This window comes from Bacillus sp. FJAT-29814 (assembly GCF_001510715.1).
In the GTDB taxonomy this organism is placed as follows: Bacteria; Bacillota; Bacilli; order Bacillales; family Cytobacillaceae; genus Neobacillus.
Genome location: NZ_LMTJ01000002.1, coordinates 420,966 through 440,093, shown reverse-complemented (window position 1 = coordinate 440,093; position 19,128 = coordinate 420,966). Strand labels below are relative to the sequence as shown.

Genomic DNA, 19,128 nt, shown 5'->3' with positions numbered 1-19,128 from the left:
GATTCTCCTCTATTTGTTTTTTTGAGGGCTTTTTTCAATAAAAAAAGCCCATTAGTTATTGGATGCACATTGCCATGTACATTAACTAAGGGGCCTTCGGGTGACCGATCGGCAGCTAATCATTTTCATATCTTTCGTTGTTGGCTGGAACTTTGGCTGTTCGCTTTTTTTTGCAGCGGCAGCCGGTGTTTTTCCAAGCGGTCTATCTGGGTAATTTGTGAATCATGGACGGTAATTTGAATGGTTCCAAATTCCAACCCATTCAACAGGCTCGTGATTTTTTCCAGCACCTGCTGGTCAAGATGTCCTTTTAATGACAACTAAATCCTCTCCTTTTATTAGGCTAACTCGGTTTTCCAGCAAATCTTGGAGTGTCGTTTGCTCAAGAATATAAGCAATCGCATCTCGGATTAACGACCATAGCGGCTTTAATTGACATCCCTCCTCCAAAGGACATGGTTCATATTTGGTAATAGAGGCACATGACATGGGGGACAATGGGCCTTCCAATTCCCGGATGACTTCTCCCAAATTGATTTCGTTTGGCTGCTTGTAAAGCATGTAACCGCCTTTAGCGCCTCGTTTGCTGGTGAGATAGCCCAGTTTTTTGAGCTGGAGCAGGATCTGTTCCAGGTAATGAATGCTGACCAGTGTTTTTTCCGAAATTTCCTGAATCCCCATTACAGTCCCTTGATGATTCCCTAGCAACAGTAGGGCTCGCAGTGCATATTCTCCTTTACTCGACACCTTCATGGACATGCCTCCTAATGTTGAGTGTTTCAGTCAAGATTCATTGATAAGAATAGATTCCTATTAAACTTGAGTGTTTCAGTCAACATTCACTGATAAAAATTCATCCCGATGACGTGATGGGACAAGACTTGTTTACTAGGTATTAGTTTTTTATAAATATATGCAATGAATGGTTGAAGGACACTTATCCCACTCTTTGAGTGGGTTGTCTCAATAGCCCATTTATTTTTAAATCCCATTAACTCTATAGGATTACTTATTTAAAAATCATAATATGCCATTTGTTCAAAATCAAGAACTTTTTGAAATTTTTATCGACATAGGAAAAAGGAGGGAGGGGGAAGCAAAGAGGGTGCGCAGTGGTAAAAGCGAATTAATCTGTTAGTGCCAACCGGAGTCCAGTCCGGCAATCATCGACCAAATGCACATCGCCCCGATTTTCCCCATATAAAAGCAGCAAAAGGAGGGTGTATATGGCTTTGAAGCGGGCCATGCGTTTGATTTCTGGTTCTACCTCACCATACACCTGATAAAAGGATTTCCTGCCTTCAGCAGGTAAAAAACTATAAACAATCGACAGGTCCAGCGCCGGGTGGCCAATATGGGTATCGCCCCAATCAATCACGGCCGATACGCGGCCAGCTTCATCGACAAGCATATTGCGAATATGCAGATCACCATGAAGGAGTGCTTCGGTTTCATTCGTAAACGGCCTTCGAATGGACGAGAGGAAGCCCCCAATCCGTTTCATTTCATCATACCCCATCAGCCCTTTTGCCTTTTCCATATTCACCTCGAGCATTGGCTTTCTTTTTAGAAAATCAAGCCTGCCCAATTGGTCATGGGGAAGCCCCAGCTTTTCCGCTTCCGAGGCAGAAAAAGCATGCAATGTCTTTAAAAATTTGGCCAATGGTTCAACGGATAGCATTCGCTGTTCAAGCGTCAATCCCGTTGGCGTTACACCGCATAAGGGCTTATACCCGGCAAACGGCCATGGAAATGGTTCATCAGGAGTCCCGACAAAAAGAGGATTCGGTACCGGGATTGGCAGAAATGGCGCTATCCCTGGAAGCAGCTTGATTTCCGTCTCCAGCAAACCAGCTGCGATCTCCCTGCGGGGAAACCGAAAAACAAACTGCCCATTTACTAGATAGACGGAATTATCAAATCCTTCTCCCAGCACATGGGCTGTCACTGGTTTCAACTGCGGGAACTGACGACCAATCATCAACTCCGCTATGCTTTTAGAAACCTCAATCTCCGGAGACCACGGGTCATTCATCCAACGCACGCACCTATTCTATTAAGAAGTTGTAGTAGGATTATTTTTGCCCAAGTTCACTTCAAGTTTTTCACTTAAAAAGGTTGACCCCAAAATCAGGACACCGCCAACCATTTGCAGAACAGTCATACTCTCGCTTAAAAAGATCGCGGCGAAAATGACAGCTGATATCGGGTCAATGTAGCTGAGTACGGCTATAGTCTGCCCTTTTAACTGCTGAAGCGACGAAAAATATAAAAAATAGGCAAAACCCGTATGTACGATCCCGAGGATCAGGATGAACATAATCGAAGAGGAGTTTAACCCTGATAAATCCAGCTGTCCCCGTACTAAAATATAAGGAAGCAGGACAATGGCCGCTGTCATCAACTGTACAAGCGTGATTTCAAACCCCGATAAATTTTTAATAAATTTGTTCATTAAAATGACGCTGGCATAAAAGCCCGCCGCTAATAGGCCGTAGAAGATGCCGAGTCCGTGATTATAAGTGCCAGTTCCACCAACTGACCCGTTTTGGACGATCAAAAATAATCCGGCCATCGCCGCAAGGATGCAGCCCGCCTTCGCAAGGGTGATTTTTTCCTTCAAAATCCACGGGGCCAAAATCATCACAAACACCGGCGCAAAGTAATAGCTGATAGTGGCATTGGAGATGGTCGTGTACCGGTACGATTCAAAAAGAAAAATCCAATTTAGGCCGACCGCGCCCCCGGATAAAAGCAGCAAAACGGCATTTTTCTTTAACATTTTAACGGATACCTTGTGTTTGACCAGTAAACTGGCAACGAGTAGGAATAGGCTCCCGATAACGCCCCTTAAAAAGGCAATTTCGCTCGAACTCAGGTCGATATTTTTTACAAAAAGGCCAAGACTTCCAAAAATCAGCATGGCCGAAAGTAATTTTACTTTTCCATTCATGTTGAATAACAGCCCCTCGTGTATAAATCATTATGACCGGAACGTTTGCCGGACGGTTCCCTTGCCGTCCTTTACTTCGACCTCAGCAAATGCGCCATTGATAAACGTCATCTGCGGTGGTATGTGACCGCAATCGATATCGTAGATAATCGGAATTCCAAGTTCGTCGGCAAGATCTTTGTAAACATCCTCGACGTAGTAGTTTTTCACAGGTTTATTCGGATCCCTCCCAAACATCAGGCCGGAACAATGTTCAAACCAGCCTGCCAGTTTCATTTGGACCAGCGACCTGCGGAGGTCGGCCGTGTTTAATTCGCAATTCTCCAAATACCAAATTAGTTGCTCTCCGGGGATGTGCTCTTTTCTAAAACTGGCGACATCACCAAATGGTGTGCCAATTAGATGGCGGATAATGTCAATGCAGCCGCCAAGCAATCGGCCATGAATTTTCTCAGTCTGGCTAGAAACTGTTTTCCAAACAGTCGGCTCAGTTAAATGAAACACGCATGGCGACGGATTCGAATGATTCCACTCCTTTTGAAAGAGTTTCGAGGAGCGCTGGTCGATAGAATCTCCGGTGTTTGTTGATAAAACAGCCCGCCACGCCGCAGTTGTTTCGTCCGAATATTCTCCGCGTAAATCGATCAGGTTTGTCCCGTGGGCAGTAGCCATCCCGGTTTGTAATGTAATAGCTAGTAAAAGACCACTCACATCGGAGTAGCCTAATACCCACTTGGTTTTCATAGTTTCAAAGTCAAGGTGCTCAAGAATCTCGACTAATAGGTCACCGCCCCATGGAGGTAGGATGATGTCGATGTCATCGTTATCCATCATATCTTTAAATTCAGCGGCCCGTTTCAACGCGGGGGCAGATTTTGTTTTGTCTTCTGTCCAGACTGTTTCCCCGATGATTGTTTGAAACCCGTCCCGTTCAAGGCGATTACAGGCAAGCTTAACAAGATCATGCAATTCGGCTGGCACTCCGGATGAAGGCGCTGTTACGCCAATGGTTGCTGCCTGTTTTAAAAATGGATAGGTAATCATCGACATCCCCCTAAATGCTTTTAGATGATTTTATCAAAATTATGAATATTTATCAAAAAGCAGCGTAAAACCCCTAGCTTTAGATATGGGGATATAAGCTGTATTTTTTTGCTTATTTTTCAATAAAACAACCAGGTCTTACTATACATTTAGTCTAATCACTGCTATAATAAAAACCGAACATTTGTTCTGGTTGCGAGGGAGGTGAAGACTATGTATAGTTCCTATAAAATACACATTCATCCTGAACATGAGTTGTTCGGTTACTGTGATTCGCTTTGTTTTAAGGCGAAAAACTTGTACAACATTACCAATTACTATATTCGTCAGGTATATACAGCATTAAAAAAGGAAATTAAAAATGAAAATCAACTTCAAGTGTTACAAGATATTGAAACCTATTTGCCTCAAATGAATGAAATTCGTCTAAAAAGCTATGAAAAAGCAAAAGCAAAACCGATGAATGTAGACAAAGAAGGAAAAATAATAGAGCCAAAGTTGAAGCTTTTTGAAATGCCATCCCAAGAAAAATCCTTCATTGGATATACCTTTGTAGAAGCTTTATTTAAGATTATGAAACAGACCGATTACACCTCAATGCCCTCTCAGTCCAATCAACAGACAATGAAGAAAGTATATGATGATTGGAAAAGCTATTTTGAAGCCTCTAAGAAATATAAAATCCATCCCGAAAGCTTTTCCGGTAAACCAAAAATCCCAAAATATAAACCGAAGAATAGCCGCACAACCTGTTATCTGACGAATCAAATTACGGATATAAAAGAGGGGAATAGGTTGAAATTACCTGGAACCCCTCTTCTATTAAAACTTGGCAAGATTGTTCAATCTGAAGGGGAATTACAACAGGTTCGAATCGTACCGTCCTATGGCCGCTATGTAGTAGAGATTGTTTTTAAAAGTGAACAGGAAAAGGAAATCAAAAGAACTGAAAAACAAAAAAATGAATTTATATTTACTCCCAAACGGGTAATGGGTATTGATTTAGGAGTCGATAACCTGGCAACTATCGTCGATAACACGGGGCGTCAGCCTCTGCTTATCAAAGGCACATGGTTAAAATCCCTTAATCAATACTATAACAAATTAAGGGCCAATTACATGTGTGTTATAAGAAATGGGAAGGACCCAAAAGAAGGGATATTTACTACCAATCGCTTAATTTCCTTGGATAGAAAAAGGAATAATCGTGTCATGGATTTTTTACATAAAGCCAGTGCAAAAGTGGTGGAGATTGCCGTAGAAAGAACGATTGATACCATCATTATAGGTAGAAATGTTGGTTGGAAATCGGAGGTAGAAATGAAAAAGTCAGATAAGCAGACCTTCATCCAAATTCCGTATGCGACGTTCATAGAAATGATTCGATACAAGGCTGAACGGAAAGGAATTCAAGTCATTGACCGTGAAGAAAGCTATACCTCCAAGTCTAGCTTTTTGGACAATGATGCAATTCCAACCTATGGGGATGATACCCATCCATATTTTAGTGGGTATCGGTGTAGCAGAGCTTTTTACAAAATTAAAGGGTCTAACGTTCTTATTCATGCAGATGTAAATGGCGCTTTTAATATTGTTCGCAAACATGTAAAGCAGGCATTTGAAGGACTAGAAAGAAAGCAGTTCCTTCAAGCCCCAAAGAAAATCATTATAATGGAGAAAAAACATGAAAAGCTGAAGGCTGCGGCCTGATGTATTAGCGGGACTAGTGGTAGCCCACGTAAAGACAATGGGCTTTTAAAGCCTAATCTTTCGAAACCCCTAACTTTAGTTATGGGGATACTCATATACCTAGAAAACTTCTATTTTTAAAAGGGAATAGGGAAGGGGTTATAGAATTCAATTATCAAGAGGGGATATCGTTTTGTCATGGAGCAGCGTGCCTTTGGAAAAGGCGAGCATGAAGAGTATGTTACGCTACGATTTTGCCGAAAAATATAAAAGGCGAACAGTGACGGAACTGTTCGCCTTTTATCAAATCCCCAAGAAATTCAATGATTGGTTAAGCCCTTCTAAAGCAAAGCTGCTTAAATAGTGAAACACAAAGAGGGCAATAATGGGTGAAAAATCAATCGGCCCGAGCGGAGGGATGAACTTTCTAAAGAATCCTAAATAGGGTTCAACCAATTTGCCAATCCCCTGGCCCACCTTCGAGGTTTGAAATCCAGGAAACCATGACCCGAAAATGGCGATGATAATCATCCAATAATAAATATCAAATGCATATTGTCCAAGTTGTAAAATGTTTATACCCAATAAAATCTCCTGCCTATTCTAGTATTGAATATTATATACGTTTGTCATTTTAGATGGTTTCATAGTATTTTATACTAGTCCCCGATAGAATTGCAAAAATAATGCTATGGGGATGCAGGTGCTATCATAAAAATTATAGTATACTATTGGATAGATTTTTTTTAGAGGACGTGTCAAGATGTCGAATCCTACAACAATCAATAAATATGGGGCGGATTGCCAGAATTGCTTCGGGTTGTGCTGTGTGGCGCTTCCTTATGCAAAGTCGGCTGATTTCGCTTTTGATAAAAACGGAGGAACCCCTTGCAAAAATCTTCAGTCTGACTATCGCTGCCGGATTCACCAAGATCTCAGAAAAGAAGGGTTTCGCGGCTGTACCGTATATGAATGCTTTGGTGCTGGGCAGAAGGTGTCGCAGACCACTTATGGCGGCAACGATTGGCGGGAGAATCCTGATTCAGCAAAAGAAATGTTCGAGGTCTTTCAGATTATGCAGCAGCTTCACGAGATCCTTTATTATTTGAATGAGGCGCTTCATTTGGAGGCCGCCCGGTCCATTCATAAGGAATTGCAGGCTGCTTTGGAAGAAACGGAAAATCTCACAACGATAAGCCCAGCGGCCATTCTAGACCTAGATGTTCCGGTACACCGGGCGAAAGTAAATGAGTTACTTTTAAAAACTAGTGATTTGGTCCGTGCAAAAGTTACAACTCAAAAAAATAAGAAAATCGGCCGGGGAATGGACTTGCTAGGGGCCAAGTTAAGAAAGGCTGACCTAAGAGGAGCGAATCTAAGAGGGGTGCTCCTGATTGCGGCAGACCTGCGGGAAGCCGATTTGCGATTTGCCGACATGATTGGGGCGGATTTAAGGGACACGAACTTATCCGGAGCCGACCTTACCGGAAGCCTCTTTTTGACGCAGGCTCAGTTGAATGCAGCCCGTGGCGATGGTCGGACAAAATTGCCGGCACATTTGCGGACGCCTGACCATTGGAAATAACCTGTTCGCGGATATATTCGAATGATCGCGGATATATTGGAAAAATCGCAGATATATTCAATTTTCCGCGGATATATTGAAATTACTGCAGATATATCCAATTTTTCCGCGGATATATTCTCTCAGGTCCCAGACCAACCCCACAATCCACACAAAAAAGCCCCGTTTCCGCATGGACAACAGGGCTTTTTTTTAAAAACAAACCTATTCACTTACCGGTTTCTTCAAAATTCCCAATAATACCGCTGAAACAACCGCACCAACGACTACCGCTACCAAATACATCAACCAGTTGCCATCAACCAACGGCATGACAAATACTCCGCCGTGCGGCGCACGAAGTCCAATCCCGAACAACATCGATAATGCACCGGCAACAGCTGATCCGGCCATTACAGATGGGATGACGCGAAGCGGGTCGGCAGCCGCAAATGGAATCGCGCCTTCCGTAATAAACGATAATCCCATGATATAGTTGACGCGACCAGCAGCTCGGTCCTGAACGCTAAACTTTTTCTTAAACAGAGTAGTCGCAAGGGCAATGCCTAAAGGAGGAACCATTCCTGCCGCCATAATCGCAGCCATTGGCTCGTATACTCCGTTTGCAATTAACCCGGTTCCAAACACATAAGCTGCTTTGTTGACAGGGCCGCCCATGTCAAACGACATCATTAAACCTAATACAATGCCAAGTAATACTGCATTTCCTGTTCCAAGACCGGATAACCACTCAGAAATCCCGGTATTTAACGCACCAACAGGTTTGTTGACAACAAAGACCATAATGAACCCAGTAATCGCAATCCCTAATAACGGATACAACAAAATGGTCTTAATCCCTTCAAGTGAAGTAGGAAGTCCAGCCAGCAGCTTTTTCAAGCCAACGACGACATAACCAGCCAAGAAACCGGCCACAAGTCCGCCAAGGAAGCCAGCACCACCGCTAGCTGCGAGCGCTCCGCCGACCATACCTGCCGCAAAACCAGGGCGATCAGCGATACTCATCGCGATAAATCCAGCCAACACCGGAACCATTAAGGCAAAGGCATTTCCGCCACCGATTTTCATTAACGCTTCGGCAATGACATTATAAGAAGGATCATCTGGATTGGCGGAATTAAAGCCCCAAAGGAAGCTGATCGCGATTAAAATACCGCCTCCGACCACGAACGGAAGCATATTGGAGACACCGTTCATCAAATGCTTGTAGATGGTCGAACCAATGCTGCGGCCGCCTTGATCGGATTCATTTTTGGAGGACTGGCCAGTGCCGTGATAAACAGGTGCATCCTGATTTAATGCCCGCTCTATCAGTTGCTGCGGCTTACGAATCCCGTCCGCAACGGGAACTTCAATGACATGCTTGCCATTAAATCGGTTCATTTCCACTTTTGTATCGGCAGCCACAATGACCGCTGTCGCATTTTCAATTTCATCGGCTGTCAGGACGTTTTTCGCGCCACCTGAGCCGTTTGTTTCGACTTTTATATCAATACCCATTTCAGCGGCTTTGGATTTTAATGAATCCGCGGACATATACGTGTGGGCAATCCCGGTAGGGCAGGCGGTAACAGCCACGATGAATTGCTTCTTGCCGGCCATTGATTGCTCTTCTTCTTCATCTTCCTGGTCATGCGCGTTGATAATCGCCAAAACCTCATCTTCAGATGCAGCCGTTAAAAGCTGGTTTCGAACCTCTTCTTTTAATAGAATCGTCGACAAGCGGGACAGAGCTTCTAAGTGTGTATTGTTTGCTCCTTCTGTAGCCGCAATCATAAAGAATAGGTGGGCTGGCTGCCCGTCGAGTGATTCGTAATTGACACCGCCAGTCGATCGTCCAAAGGCAATCGCTGCCTGTTTGACTGCCTTTGTTTTTGCATGGGGAATGGCGATGCCTTCGCCGATTCCGGTGGTGCTTTGTGCTTCACGATTTAAAATGGCTTGTTTAAATTGGGACCTGTTGGCTAATTTGCCTGCAGCGTCTAACACTGTAACCAGTTCTTCAATCACATCCGCTTTTTGCGAACTGTTTAAAGCGAGGTTGATCGTTTGTTTCGTTAATAGCTCTGTTATTCTCATAATGGTTCTCCTCTATTAAAAGATCTGTCTTAATTGTACTTGCGGCAGTAAATCTTCCATTTGCTCGCGGGTACATAACCCGATGGAAAAAGCAGTCGCACTGCCAGTTGCCACGCTGATTCGGAACGCCTCTTCAATGGAATTTTTGCTTTGATAGGTTGCAATAAATCCAGCCACCATCGAATCCCCTGCACCAACTGAGCTTTTTACTTCTCCTTTTGGCACAGTGGCCATGTAGGCTGCATCTTTCGTAATCAACACCGCGCCATTGCCGGCAAGGGAAACAATTACATTTTGAGCGCCCTGTTTAATCAGCTCTTTCGCGTAAGGAATGGCTTCTTCACAGGTGTTGATGTCGACCCCGAACAAGTCGCCAAGTTCATGATGATTCGGCTTAATCAGAAACGGCTTTAAAGGGAGAACTCTTTTTAAAAGTTCACCTTCAGCATCGACGACAAACTTGGTTCCGTTTTCATCGCAAATTTTCGCAAGCGCTTCGTACGTGCTCTTCGGCATGGAGGCGGGGATGCTTCCAGCCAAAACAAGAGTATCCTTATCTGTCAGTGCGCGAATTTTCGCCTTTAACGCTTCGAAATTTTCTTCTGTAATGGCAGGGCCTGTGGCGTTAACTTCTGTTTCGCTATCTGCCTTAAGCTTGACGTTGATGCGGGTATCTTCCGCGACTTTGACAAAATCTGTGTCAATCTTTAATTCTTTTAAAAAACTTTTCACATAATCACCGGTAAAGCCACCAATAAACCCCAGTGCTATACTGTCAACGTCCAATCTCTTTAATACCTGGGAGACATTAATGCCCTTACCGCCAGGTAACTTGGTTTCATTTTTCGTTCTATTTAATTCACCCACCTTGACTTGGTCAAGTTCGACAATGTAATCAAGCGATGGGTTTAACGTAACTGTGTAAATCATGCTGATACCACCTTTATGTTTGTCTTGCTGTGGAAGTGCTCTTTCAAGTCAGGGTCCAAATCATTCGTTATGATGGCTGCCGCGTGTATATCGGCAATTTTTGAAAAAGCAATCTCGGAAAACTTCGATTCATCCGCGAGAATAAAGGCTTCGCGGGATAACGAAATCGCTTTTTGTTTGATCTGCGCTTCCTCGGGGTCCGGGGTGGTGTAGCCAAATTGCGGGTGAATCCCATTGGCGCCCATGAAGCATTTATCAAATCGGTAATACTCGAGGCTTTCCAAGGCCCCTCGGCCAATCATCGCTTTTGTGGTCGGCTTGCAATGGCCTCCAATTAAAAAGGTTTTGATCTTTTTATCCAGCAGTTCATTGGCATGCATCAGGCCGTTCGTGACGACGACAATGTCCTCCGGCAGAAACGGAATTATCTCAAATACCGTAGAACCCGCATCGAGGTATATGCAATCTCCTGCTTCAACCAAACCTCCGGCATATTGGGCAATTGCCTTTTTGGCTTGAAGGTTTTTGGAGGATTTTTCTGTCATGCTTGGTTCCTGAAGCTTGCCTTGCAATCTCGCTGCTCCGCCATGAACCCGCTTGAGAAATTTCCCTTGTTCCAATTGAATCAAATCACGGCGAATTGTTGACTCGGAAGAGTTCGTTAATTCAATAAGCTCCTGAAGCTTGACCGTGTTCTTTGACTTCAATGCTTCTAATATGATTTGATGGCGTTCTGGCTCCAACAAAAGTATCGCCTCCTAAAACGCTTTCACTTAATAAACTTATTTTACTGCTGAATCCATTTAAAATCAATCATAAACATTCGCAAACAATCATTACCATTCAAAAACTGTCGCAGAAACGACGAATCTTGTTTATTTTTCCTGATTCAAACAAGCCTATGAGTCTTCGAAACAGATTTATAGCAAAAAAAAATAAGCCGAAAGTTTACGGCTTATGTCATTACTTTTTTTTCTTTTTTGGATCAACAGCAGGCTGGTTTTTCTTTAGGGATTCCAATGTCACTAGGACATGGAAATGTTTATCATCAATCTGTTTTACGGCTGTCACCTTGGCTTTCCTTCCTTTAATTTTTAAATCTGTGCCAACTGCGGGAACGTTTTTTAGCAGCTGCGTTAATAACGCATTTTTGTTTTCAAAAAAATGAACAGCAAACATCGGCCTCACCCTTTTTTCTATAGAGTTATAGAAAATATATGAGGTTATTTAACATTCGATAACAGGCTTTGGATTTTTTCTACTGTCAGGCTGTAATGTCACAAACCTCGACCTTGATTATGGCTATGACCAGAGTTTTATCAAACTATTTTAATACCAGTAAAATAATGCTCCAAAGCGCTCCCGATTAAAACCTCAAGCGAATCTTCCCCATTTGAAATCACCCAACTGACTAATCCACCTAAATAGATATTGAAAATATCCCTTGCAATCTCATCAGCGGGAATATTCATGGTGACCATTTGATTTTCCTGCCCAAACTCAAGTACGTCTTTCGTGATTGATTGAAAAATAGTCGACATTCTCATAAGTAATTGTTTGTAATCTGCACTAATGGTAACTAAATGCATCAAATTTTGCGTCAACACATTGGTACTATGCAAATTTGTTGCCATATGCATGATGCCTTCCCTTAAATTTGCGAATAAATCCCCTTGGCTATTTAGTTGCTCCTTCATATATAACTCAAATGCTTCTAACTGCTGAAGGTCAAATTCGTATAAAATTTGTTCTTTTGATCTGAAGTAGGCAAAAAAGGTCGGCTTGCTCACCCCAGCCTTTTTGGCAATTTCATCAATTGTAGTCTTCTGGTATTCTTGCTGTTTAAAAAGCTCTATAGCCGAAGTGATAAGCAGGTTTCTCGTATATTCTTTGTTTTGTTCTCGTCTCAAAAAAATCCACCTCATTTTGGAAAAATTTATCTTTACAAAATATGGATAACAATCTATATTTTAAATAGTAAAACAATTTTAACTGTAAGTAAAGTTTTATGGAGATAGGTGGGAGAATATGAAAAATAAGCTTTGGATCATCCTATTGATTTTGCTTAGCCGTACGATATTTGCTGTTATTTTTCAAGGGATCGTAGCACTGGGGTTTCATTTGGATTACTTGGCTGCTGGGAGATGGTGGACAGTCTATGGTTCGATGATTGACTTTGCCTGTTTAGGTTTAATGTTATGGGTGGTTAGGAGAGAAGGGATAGAGTTTAGATCTTTAGTCGGGTATTCACCCGGGGATTTAAAACGCGACTTAAAGCTGTCGGGCCTTGTTCTCATTGTAGTGATGCCTCTAACGGTTTTATGGGCGACGCTGATATCTCTTCTTTTATTTGGGAAAGCTGCTGCCCCCATCGTAGCAGGCCCGCTTCCGCTTTGGGGGGCCATTTACAGTGTGATAATTTGGCCGATTGGCTGGGCGATTATGGAACAGATCATTTATATGGGTTATTGTCTGCCCAAGTTGGAGGAGGTTTTCCACAACAAAGTAATTCCTGTTTCTATCGTGATGTTTTTTTGGGCACTGCAGCACATCGCACTGCCGGTAACATATGACATGAACTATTCACTTTATCGCTTTTTAACCGTTATCCCCATGGTCTTCATTCCGATTGTTTATTTAAGAACACGCCGACTTGTTCCCCTCATCATTGCTCACGGTATATTTGACATGACATCCGCCATTTCATTTTACTTTTTGCCAAATTAATTCATTTTAAGGGAGTGATCTTGTATGTACAAAACAATCGTAAGCTTGTTATGCTGGACAGCCATTTTATCTGGAATTCTTCTGATTACTGCCCATCTATTAAATTATGGCTCTATGGAATATGGGACAGTTTTCGGTAATTTATTGATTTTTACTGCACATGCACTATTGGTTTTCACCTTTTTTGCCGTTTATATGTTTCAGGGGGAAAGAAATGGCTTAACGGGCCTATTGGCCATGATTTTCGGGGTTGCTGGAAATATCATTGTAACGGCCATCGTCTTTGTGGAAATAGCCCAGGCATCGTTGGGGGATGTTGGTGAAGTATTCAGCTCGCCGGCTATCCAGCCAATCTATATATTTGGCCCGCTGTTATTTGTCATCGGGATGATTTTGTTGGGAATTTCGCTTATCCGTGGAAAGATACTGCCTGCATATTCGGGCTATTTTTTATTAGCAGGTACGATAATCTTCGCTTTAGCCTCTGTATTTCCTGGCTTTCAATCCATGATAGAAATTGTTGGTTCCCTTTTTACGGGTGCGGGCTTCATTATCATTGGTATTCAAGCGGCCAAAAGACCTGCTGCTTCTAATAAAACCGACGCGATTTTTTGAAAAAGGAAGACCATGCTGTCGGCGGGATCTGTTGCAGTCATCAATATTTTTACAAAAAAGTTCCACTTATTTCATAAAACACCTTGTAAAACTAACAGTTGTTAGCTATAATCTCAATATAACTAACGAACGTTAGTAGGTGGAAGGGTGAAAAATATGATAAAAAGGCTTATTGGCGGGTACATCCCGCCTTACCGGGATAAACAAGGCCATCAGGAGCCAAATAGCATTTCATCTTTGGAAAAAGTACAACTTGGCGGGGTAGACCAGTGGATTACGATTCGCGGCCGAAACAAGGAGCTGCCGATTCTGTTATTCCTTCACGGAGGTCCGGGAAGCCCCCAAACAGGAGCACAGCAAAAATATAATCGTGAACTGGAAGATCATTATTTGGTGGTTAACTGGGATCAAAGAGGTTCGGGGAAATCTTTTTCTCCTGAGGTAACCGCCGAAACGATGAATTTGAATCAAATGCTTGGTGATGCACATGAGCTTGTCCATTATCTTATGAAGAAATTCCAACAGCCAAAAATCTTTCTCATGGGGCAATCCATCGGTTCGCTGTACGGGCTGTTGTTTGCCCACAGGCATCCGGACCTCCTGCATGCTTTTGTCGCGATCAATCCGCCGATCAACCGCAGCGTTGAAGAGCAGACATCTTACGAATTTGCCTTGGAGACTGCTAAAAACAAGGGCATTAAAAAAGCGATCCAGGAGCTTGAGGGAGTCGGCTTTCCTGCTGGCGGCGTATACAAAAAAATCGATGACATGGTGATTCAGCGGAAATGGCTGACCAAGTTCAATGGCGTTTCTTTTAGGAAAAATGCGGCGTTCATTAATATGCATTACCTAATGAGCCATCATCTGACCTTTAAGGAAAAATTGTCATTTATGAAAGGGTTTGGTTTTTCCGCGACCAATCTGTGGAATGAGCTCACTTCCATTAATTTCTTTACTTTGGTACCTGAGCTCAAGGTGCCGGTATTCTTTATCGCCGGCCGGCATGATAGAATTATTCCTATAGATTTGGTGGAGCAGTATGTTGATTTTGTAGAAGCTCCAGAGAAACACCTTGTCATTCTGGAAGAATCCGGCCATCTTGCTATCTTTGAAGAGCCGGAAAAATTTAATGATGTATTAATCAAGCAGGTACTGCCGTTATATTCGCAAACCCAGCAAGAAAGGAGACCCAAGAACGTAATATGACGAAAACGATCTCAACAAAGGACAAAATATTAGACGTAGCCATCGATTTATTTTCTCAAAAAGGATACAGCGGTGTTTCGATTCGCGAAATTACCAGGGAAGTGGGGATTAAGGAAAGCTCGCTTTACAACCACTTTCAGAATAAGGACGAAATCATAACGACGATATTTTCAATGTTTCAAGAGGAATTGGCCAAGACGCTGCCGCCGATTGAGGTACTTGATGTTATTCTCGACAACTCCAGCATCGAGCAGTTTTTCGCCAAAGGCTTTGAGAACTTTAAGGAACATATTGATCAGCCCGTTAACGAGAAACTATGGCGGATTCTGTACATCGAGCATTATCGCAATACCCAGGCAAGAGAGCTGTTTTTGAATGACATCATTAAGAAGACACTCGATTTCCTTGAAGTTGTCTTTGAAAAATTGATTGCGTTAGGAAAAGTAAAGCAAATCGACCCGTCGCTGCTGGCGGCGGAATACCAGTATCCGATGTTTTCGATGCTTGCCGAATATAACATGCTTCGATTTGACGGGAAGGATACGAGTCTAATTGAAAAGCGGATGAAAGACCATTTGGTGTTTTTGCTTGGTATTATTAAGGTGGCAGAGGCAGAATAAATATGGATTGTTATAAACGATCTTAAATGCCTTTGAGGACCCTTCTGTTCAAAAGCCAAAGAGGTTTGTCCTCAAAGCGGATCCTTGAGGACACTTTGGGTGAAAAACAAAACCGTACTGTCCTCATGGAAGGTTCATGAGGACAGTTCGAATGAAAAACCAAAGCCGTTTGTCCTCATAGAAGGTTCATGAGGACAGTTCGGATGAAAAACCAAAGCCGTTTGTCCTCATGGAAGGTTCATGAGGACAGTTCGAATGAAAAACCAAAGCATTTTGTCCTCATGGAAGGTTCATGAGGACAGTTCAAATGAAAAATCAAAGCATTTTGTCCTCATGGAAGATTCATGAGGACAGTTCGAATGAAAAACTTAAAATCTTGTCCTCAAAGCGGATCCTTAGGGACAATTAGATTGAAAAAATAAAACAGTTTGTATTTTTTTGATACCCCCAGGACCCTAATTATAAAAAAACAAAAAGGTAACTAAAATGAAACCAACTCAATCATTTAGGATCGCGATCGGTCTATCCCAACTCCTATTCACAGCCTTACTCCCTATTTGGTTAAAGCTACTATCTTACTTACATCCGGTTGTTTTGCCGGTTGTTTGGATATGCGTAACCCTTTTTGTGTTTTTCGCAGTCTATTATCTTCGAAAAGAAAGCATTCATATACATGCCTTTATTATAAAAATGGCTCTATCCCTTTATAGTCTGGGCCTTTTCATTTTGCTGTTCTTCCGTCCTGCAAATCAAGAATACACAGAAATAAACTTGATTCCCTTTCGAACAATTATCCATTTTCTTTCCGAACAAGGAAACTTCCTCATCGCTTTTTATAATATAACAGCCAATATTCTTCTTTTTATCCCATACGGCATTGCTGCTTTAATGCTTTACAAAAATCTATCAAAGGCTCGAAGATTCCTTACACCTCTTGTTGTCATTCTACTGATTGAAACGGCCCAGCATCTGACAAAACGGGGGAGTATGGACATTGATGATTTAATCCTGAACCTGCTGGGAGTATGGCTAGGTTATCTGCTTTATCCGTACATCAATAAAGTAATAAAAACATGTTGATTAGAATCAAAGTGTTCTCAAATTCCGCAAACATGCCAACTTGATATTATTAAACTAATTTTAGCAATATTACCAATTTGTGCTAAAATGGAAGGGAAATTTATAAACGAGGTGTTTGCTAATAAATGCCTATTTAAATAGCAAATTACTAAATAGAGGGGAAATCTTGTGGAAAGCTTACCATGTCAAGGCTGCAGGGGCCTATGCTGCGGCCCGGTTTCCATTACGGAGAGGGAATGGAAAATAATTAAGAAAAAAGTAAAATCAATGCCAAGGTTGAAACGTCAGGAACTTGAAAGCCAAACGAGATTTTACGGGACCTGTATTTTTTACGACATGGAAAATGACAAGTGCGGCATCTATTCGGCGCGTCCGGATGTATGCCAGAAGTTCGGCTATTACAAGGGGCTTGCCTGTTTCCGCAAGCCTGAATTAGCGACGAAAAATTTGCCTGTTAATAACGAAAGATACATAGGGACATTGTCGGTTGATTTTACGTGGAAGGATTTACATTAAATGCAAGTACCTGCGATGGTTAATGAGGTTTTGGATACATATTTCAGTTTGATTGATTCAAGATGTCCGAATTTGCTAGAGTCCTATTATATTTATGGTTCTGTTTCGATGGGGGCGTTCGACTCCGGTTCAAGTGATATTGATTTCTTTGCGGTTGTGAAACGGTCCCTTACGGAAAAGGATGTTGATGTTTTAAAACTGATTCATTCCGAGGTTCAAGGGAAATTCCTAAGGTTGTTTTTGGATGGAATGTATGTGGCGGCAGGTGATTTAAGCGGAAATGCAGATGCCGTTGGACTGTACTTTAATGAAGGAAAACTGCAGGGATATAAGCCGTTTATTAAGGACCATATCGATGCCTTCCAGATTATAAAATACGGGATCGTGATGAAGGGCGATCCTGGAAAGTATGGCCTTACCGTTGATTGGGATCTTTTGCTTGAGAATATGTTAACTAATCTTAACACCTACTGGGTTGGCTGGAAGAAACGCTGTGAAAAGGTGGGGTCCCTCGATTATTTAGGCATGTTATTCAGTTTAGAGTCAATAGAATGGGGCGTTTTGGGAGTAACTCGCATTTATTATACCCTTAGGGAAAAGGACATTACCTCTAAGGTCGGGGCAGGGGAGTATGCCCTCCATACCCTACCGTCCAAGTGGCATCGAATTATCAACGAATCGATGGGATTAAGGAAGAATATCAAAAAGTCCTACTACCATTCAGTCTTTGAAAGGCGCAGGGATGCTTTGAATTATATGGAGTTCATAATCCAAGAGTGCAATGATTTTTATTAAAATTAATGTTTCCTGTGCTAGCTTGAGAGGTTATGTCCTTCGTCAGCATTCTATTAGACACTTTATCTGATGTCCGTGCCGAAAGTATCTAATAGACTGGTTCTAAAAGACAGTTTGCCGAAGGTGCGTACCAAAAGTGTCTAATAGACTAGCTCTAAAAGACACTTTACTAGCTCTCTAGCCCAAAAGTGTCTAATAGATCGCGTCTAAAATTTTCCGTTATACATACGAATAATAGGAGGAATTTATCATGAAATCAGCATTAATTCTCGGAGGAACACAATTTGTCGGCAAGCGCTTGGTGCAATTATTAATAGATGAAGGGATCGAGGTGACGATTGCAACGAGGGGGCTGACAGCCGACCCTTTTGGAGACAGGATATCTAGACTCAAAATCGACCGCGAGGATGCCGACACATTAAACCAAGCCTTTTACGGCAAGGAATGGGATGTTGTCTTTGATCAAACCTGCTACTCTTCCCAGGAAGCCCAAAGCACGCTGCAGGCCCTAAATGGAAAAATCAAAAAATATATTTTTACCTCGAGCCAGGCCGTCTATGATTTTGGGACCCTTCATAAAGAAGAGAACTTTGACCCCAAAACATTCAAGCCCGTTTTAAAAAATCGCCGGGAGTACCCTGGCTATGTCGGCTACCAAGAGGCAAAGCGAGCTGCAGAAGCTATACTTTTTCAACATGCACAAGTTCCCGTTGTCGCTGTGCGCTTCTCCATCATTGTCGGTAAGGACGATTTCACCAACCGCTTAAAGTTTCATGTCGACCATATAACCAATAAAAAACCAATGTTCATCGAAAATCCCGACATGAGATATGGTTTCATAGATTCAGAAGAAGCAGCACTGTTTCTGCTGAATATCGCCAAGTCCGGCTACCAAGGAGCGATTAATCCGGGCTCAAGCGGCGACATCAGTTTGAGTGAATTAGTGGCGTTAATCGAAACAATAACTGAAACAAAAGCAACCTTAAGCCCAGATGGAGACCCATCGCCATATAACCTGCCGGGGTCATGGTCAACGGACACCAGTCTTGCCGAGTCAATAGGGCACAAGTTTACACCAATAAATGAATTGTTGGAGGAATTGATTGTTTACTATTCTAAAGGGCGGTCAACTACCCCACGCAAGGCGGGGACTTGTGATAAGCAAGTCCACAGTTGACCAGTTTCAGTTCCCATTGGGTACTACGTTGGTTCGGTCATCATACCCAAGGATGCTTCTCTAGTCCTTGGCTCTATGGAATCTCATTAAAAGCAAGCGGGGGTGTTAGCGA

General features: G+C 42.5%; 21 protein-coding genes. 10 read left to right on the top strand and 11 right to left on the bottom strand.

The genetic code is table 11. The features are described from left to right. Window positions 1-125 precede the first annotated feature (125 nt). From AR334_RS06195 to AR334_RS06175, 5 genes are all read right to left on the bottom strand, one after another. Window positions 126-320 carry a YezD family protein gene (locus AR334_RS06195; protein ID WP_066306916.1) on the bottom strand — a complete coding sequence of 65 codons (195 nt, stop codon included), beginning with the start codon at window positions 318-320 and terminating at the stop codon, window positions 126-128. Further along, window positions 298-753, bottom strand: coding sequence for an Rrf2 family transcriptional regulator (locus AR334_RS06190; RefSeq protein WP_066306915.1), 456 nt, complete (start codon window positions 751-753; stop codon window positions 298-300). Before AR334_RS06190 ends, AR334_RS06195 begins: the two co-directional genes overlap by 23 nt. A gap of 373 nt (window positions 754-1,126) precedes the next feature. Then, on the bottom strand, window positions 1,127-2,035 hold the full coding sequence (locus AR334_RS06185; RefSeq protein WP_066306914.1) for a phosphotransferase: 909 nt from the start codon (window positions 2,033-2,035) through the stop codon (window positions 1,127-1,129). 21 nt (window positions 2,036-2,056) lie between these two features. Next, the gene (locus AR334_RS06180; RefSeq protein WP_066306912.1) at window positions 2,057-2,953 is read right to left on the bottom strand and encodes a DMT family transporter; all 897 of its coding nucleotides are present in this window, start codon (window positions 2,951-2,953) and stop codon (window positions 2,057-2,059) included. A 30-nt stretch (window positions 2,954-2,983) separates the two neighbouring features. Continuing rightward, window positions 2,984-3,997: a S66 peptidase family protein gene (locus AR334_RS06175; protein WP_066306903.1), complete on the bottom strand. Its 1,014-nt coding sequence runs from the start codon at window positions 3,995-3,997 to the stop codon at window positions 2,984-2,986. 213 nt (window positions 3,998-4,210) lie between these two features. On the opposite strand from AR334_RS06175, the gene AR334_RS06170 reads away from it, so the two are divergent. Further along, on the top strand, window positions 4,211-5,707 hold the full coding sequence (locus AR334_RS06170) for an RNA-guided endonuclease TnpB family protein (protein WP_066306900.1): 1,497 nt from the start codon (window positions 4,211-4,213) through the stop codon (window positions 5,705-5,707). 282 nt (window positions 5,708-5,989) lie between these two features. Here AR334_RS06170 and AR334_RS06165 read toward each other — a convergent pair whose 3' ends face one another. Continuing rightward, the gene (locus AR334_RS06165) at window positions 5,990-6,271 is read right to left on the bottom strand and encodes a YggT family protein (RefSeq protein ID WP_066306897.1); all 282 of its coding nucleotides are present in this window, start codon (window positions 6,269-6,271) and stop codon (window positions 5,990-5,992) included. Between the two features lie 178 nt (window positions 6,272-6,449). Between AR334_RS06165 and AR334_RS06160 the strand changes: the two genes are divergently transcribed. After that, window positions 6,450-7,271 carry a pentapeptide repeat-containing protein gene (locus AR334_RS06160; RefSeq protein WP_066306892.1) on the top strand — a complete coding sequence of 274 codons (822 nt, stop codon included), beginning with the start codon at window positions 6,450-6,452 and terminating at the stop codon, window positions 7,269-7,271. Between the two features lie 204 nt (window positions 7,272-7,475). On the opposite strand, the gene AR334_RS06155 is transcribed toward AR334_RS06160, so the two are convergent. The 5 genes from AR334_RS06155 to AR334_RS06135 all read right to left on the bottom strand — a co-directional run bounded on the left by AR334_RS06155 (window position 7,476) and on the right by AR334_RS06135 (window position 12,190). Continuing rightward, window positions 7,476-9,350 (bottom strand): PTS fructose transporter subunit IIABC, encoded by a 1,875-nt coding sequence (locus tag AR334_RS06155; RefSeq protein ID WP_066306891.1) that lies wholly within the window; start codon window positions 9,348-9,350, stop codon window positions 7,476-7,478. 15 nt (window positions 9,351-9,365) lie between these two features. After that, window positions 9,366-10,280 carry a 1-phosphofructokinase gene (gene pfkB / locus AR334_RS06150; protein ID WP_066306886.1) on the bottom strand — a complete coding sequence of 305 codons (915 nt, stop codon included), beginning with the start codon at window positions 10,278-10,280 and terminating at the stop codon, window positions 9,366-9,368. Next, a complete protein-coding gene (locus AR334_RS06145) occupies window positions 10,277-11,026 on the bottom strand; it encodes a DeoR/GlpR family DNA-binding transcription regulator (RefSeq protein WP_066306884.1) in 750 nt (249 codons plus the stop codon). The genes pfkB and AR334_RS06145 overlap by 4 nt, the downstream gene beginning before the upstream one ends. A 217-nt stretch (window positions 11,027-11,243) precedes the next feature. Then, a complete protein-coding gene (locus AR334_RS06140; RefSeq protein WP_066306882.1) occupies window positions 11,244-11,459 on the bottom strand; it encodes a hypothetical protein in 216 nt (71 codons plus the stop codon). Between the two features lie 140 nt (window positions 11,460-11,599). Continuing rightward, window positions 11,600-12,190 carry a TetR/AcrR family transcriptional regulator gene (locus tag AR334_RS06135; RefSeq protein WP_066306880.1) on the bottom strand — a complete coding sequence of 197 codons (591 nt, stop codon included), beginning with the start codon at window positions 12,188-12,190 and terminating at the stop codon, window positions 11,600-11,602. 118 nt (window positions 12,191-12,308) lie between these two features. On the opposite strand from AR334_RS06135, the gene AR334_RS06130 reads away from it, so the two are divergent. The 8 genes from AR334_RS06130 (at window position 12,309) to AR334_RS06095 (ending at window position 19,016) form a co-directional block, all read left to right on the top strand. Further along, window positions 12,309-13,007: a CPBP family glutamic-type intramembrane protease gene (locus AR334_RS06130; RefSeq protein WP_066306878.1), complete on the top strand. Its 699-nt coding sequence runs from the start codon at window positions 12,309-12,311 to the stop codon at window positions 13,005-13,007. 24 nt (window positions 13,008-13,031) lie between these two features. Further along, window positions 13,032-13,622: a hypothetical protein gene (locus tag AR334_RS06125; RefSeq protein WP_066306876.1), complete on the top strand. Its 591-nt coding sequence runs from the start codon at window positions 13,032-13,034 to the stop codon at window positions 13,620-13,622. Window positions 13,623-13,778: 156 nt separating this feature from the next. Next, window positions 13,779-14,828, top strand: a complete 1,050-nt coding sequence (locus tag AR334_RS06120) for an alpha/beta fold hydrolase (RefSeq protein ID WP_156431187.1) — start codon at window positions 13,779-13,781, stop codon at window positions 14,826-14,828. Continuing rightward, window positions 14,825-15,448 (top strand): TetR/AcrR family transcriptional regulator, encoded by a 624-nt coding sequence (locus tag AR334_RS06115; RefSeq protein ID WP_066306871.1) that lies wholly within the window; start codon window positions 14,825-14,827, stop codon window positions 15,446-15,448. The genes AR334_RS06120 and AR334_RS06115 overlap by 4 nt, the downstream gene beginning before the upstream one ends. A gap of 486 nt (window positions 15,449-15,934) precedes the next feature. After that, entirely contained in the window at window positions 15,935-16,528 is a 594-nt protein-coding gene (locus AR334_RS06110) for a VanZ family protein (protein WP_066306867.1), read from the top strand. A 168-nt stretch (window positions 16,529-16,696) separates the two neighbouring features. After that, a complete protein-coding gene (locus AR334_RS06105) occupies window positions 16,697-17,044 on the top strand; it encodes a YkgJ family cysteine cluster protein (protein ID WP_066306865.1) in 348 nt (115 codons plus the stop codon). Continuing rightward, entirely contained in the window at window positions 17,045-17,839 is a 795-nt protein-coding gene (locus AR334_RS06100) for an aminoglycoside adenylyltransferase domain-containing protein (protein ID WP_066306859.1), read from the top strand. 250 nt (window positions 17,840-18,089) lie between these two features. Further along, entirely contained in the window at window positions 18,090-19,016 is a 927-nt protein-coding gene (locus tag AR334_RS06095; RefSeq protein WP_066306857.1) for an NAD-dependent epimerase/dehydratase family protein, read from the top strand. Window positions 19,017-19,128: the final 112 nt, after the last annotated feature.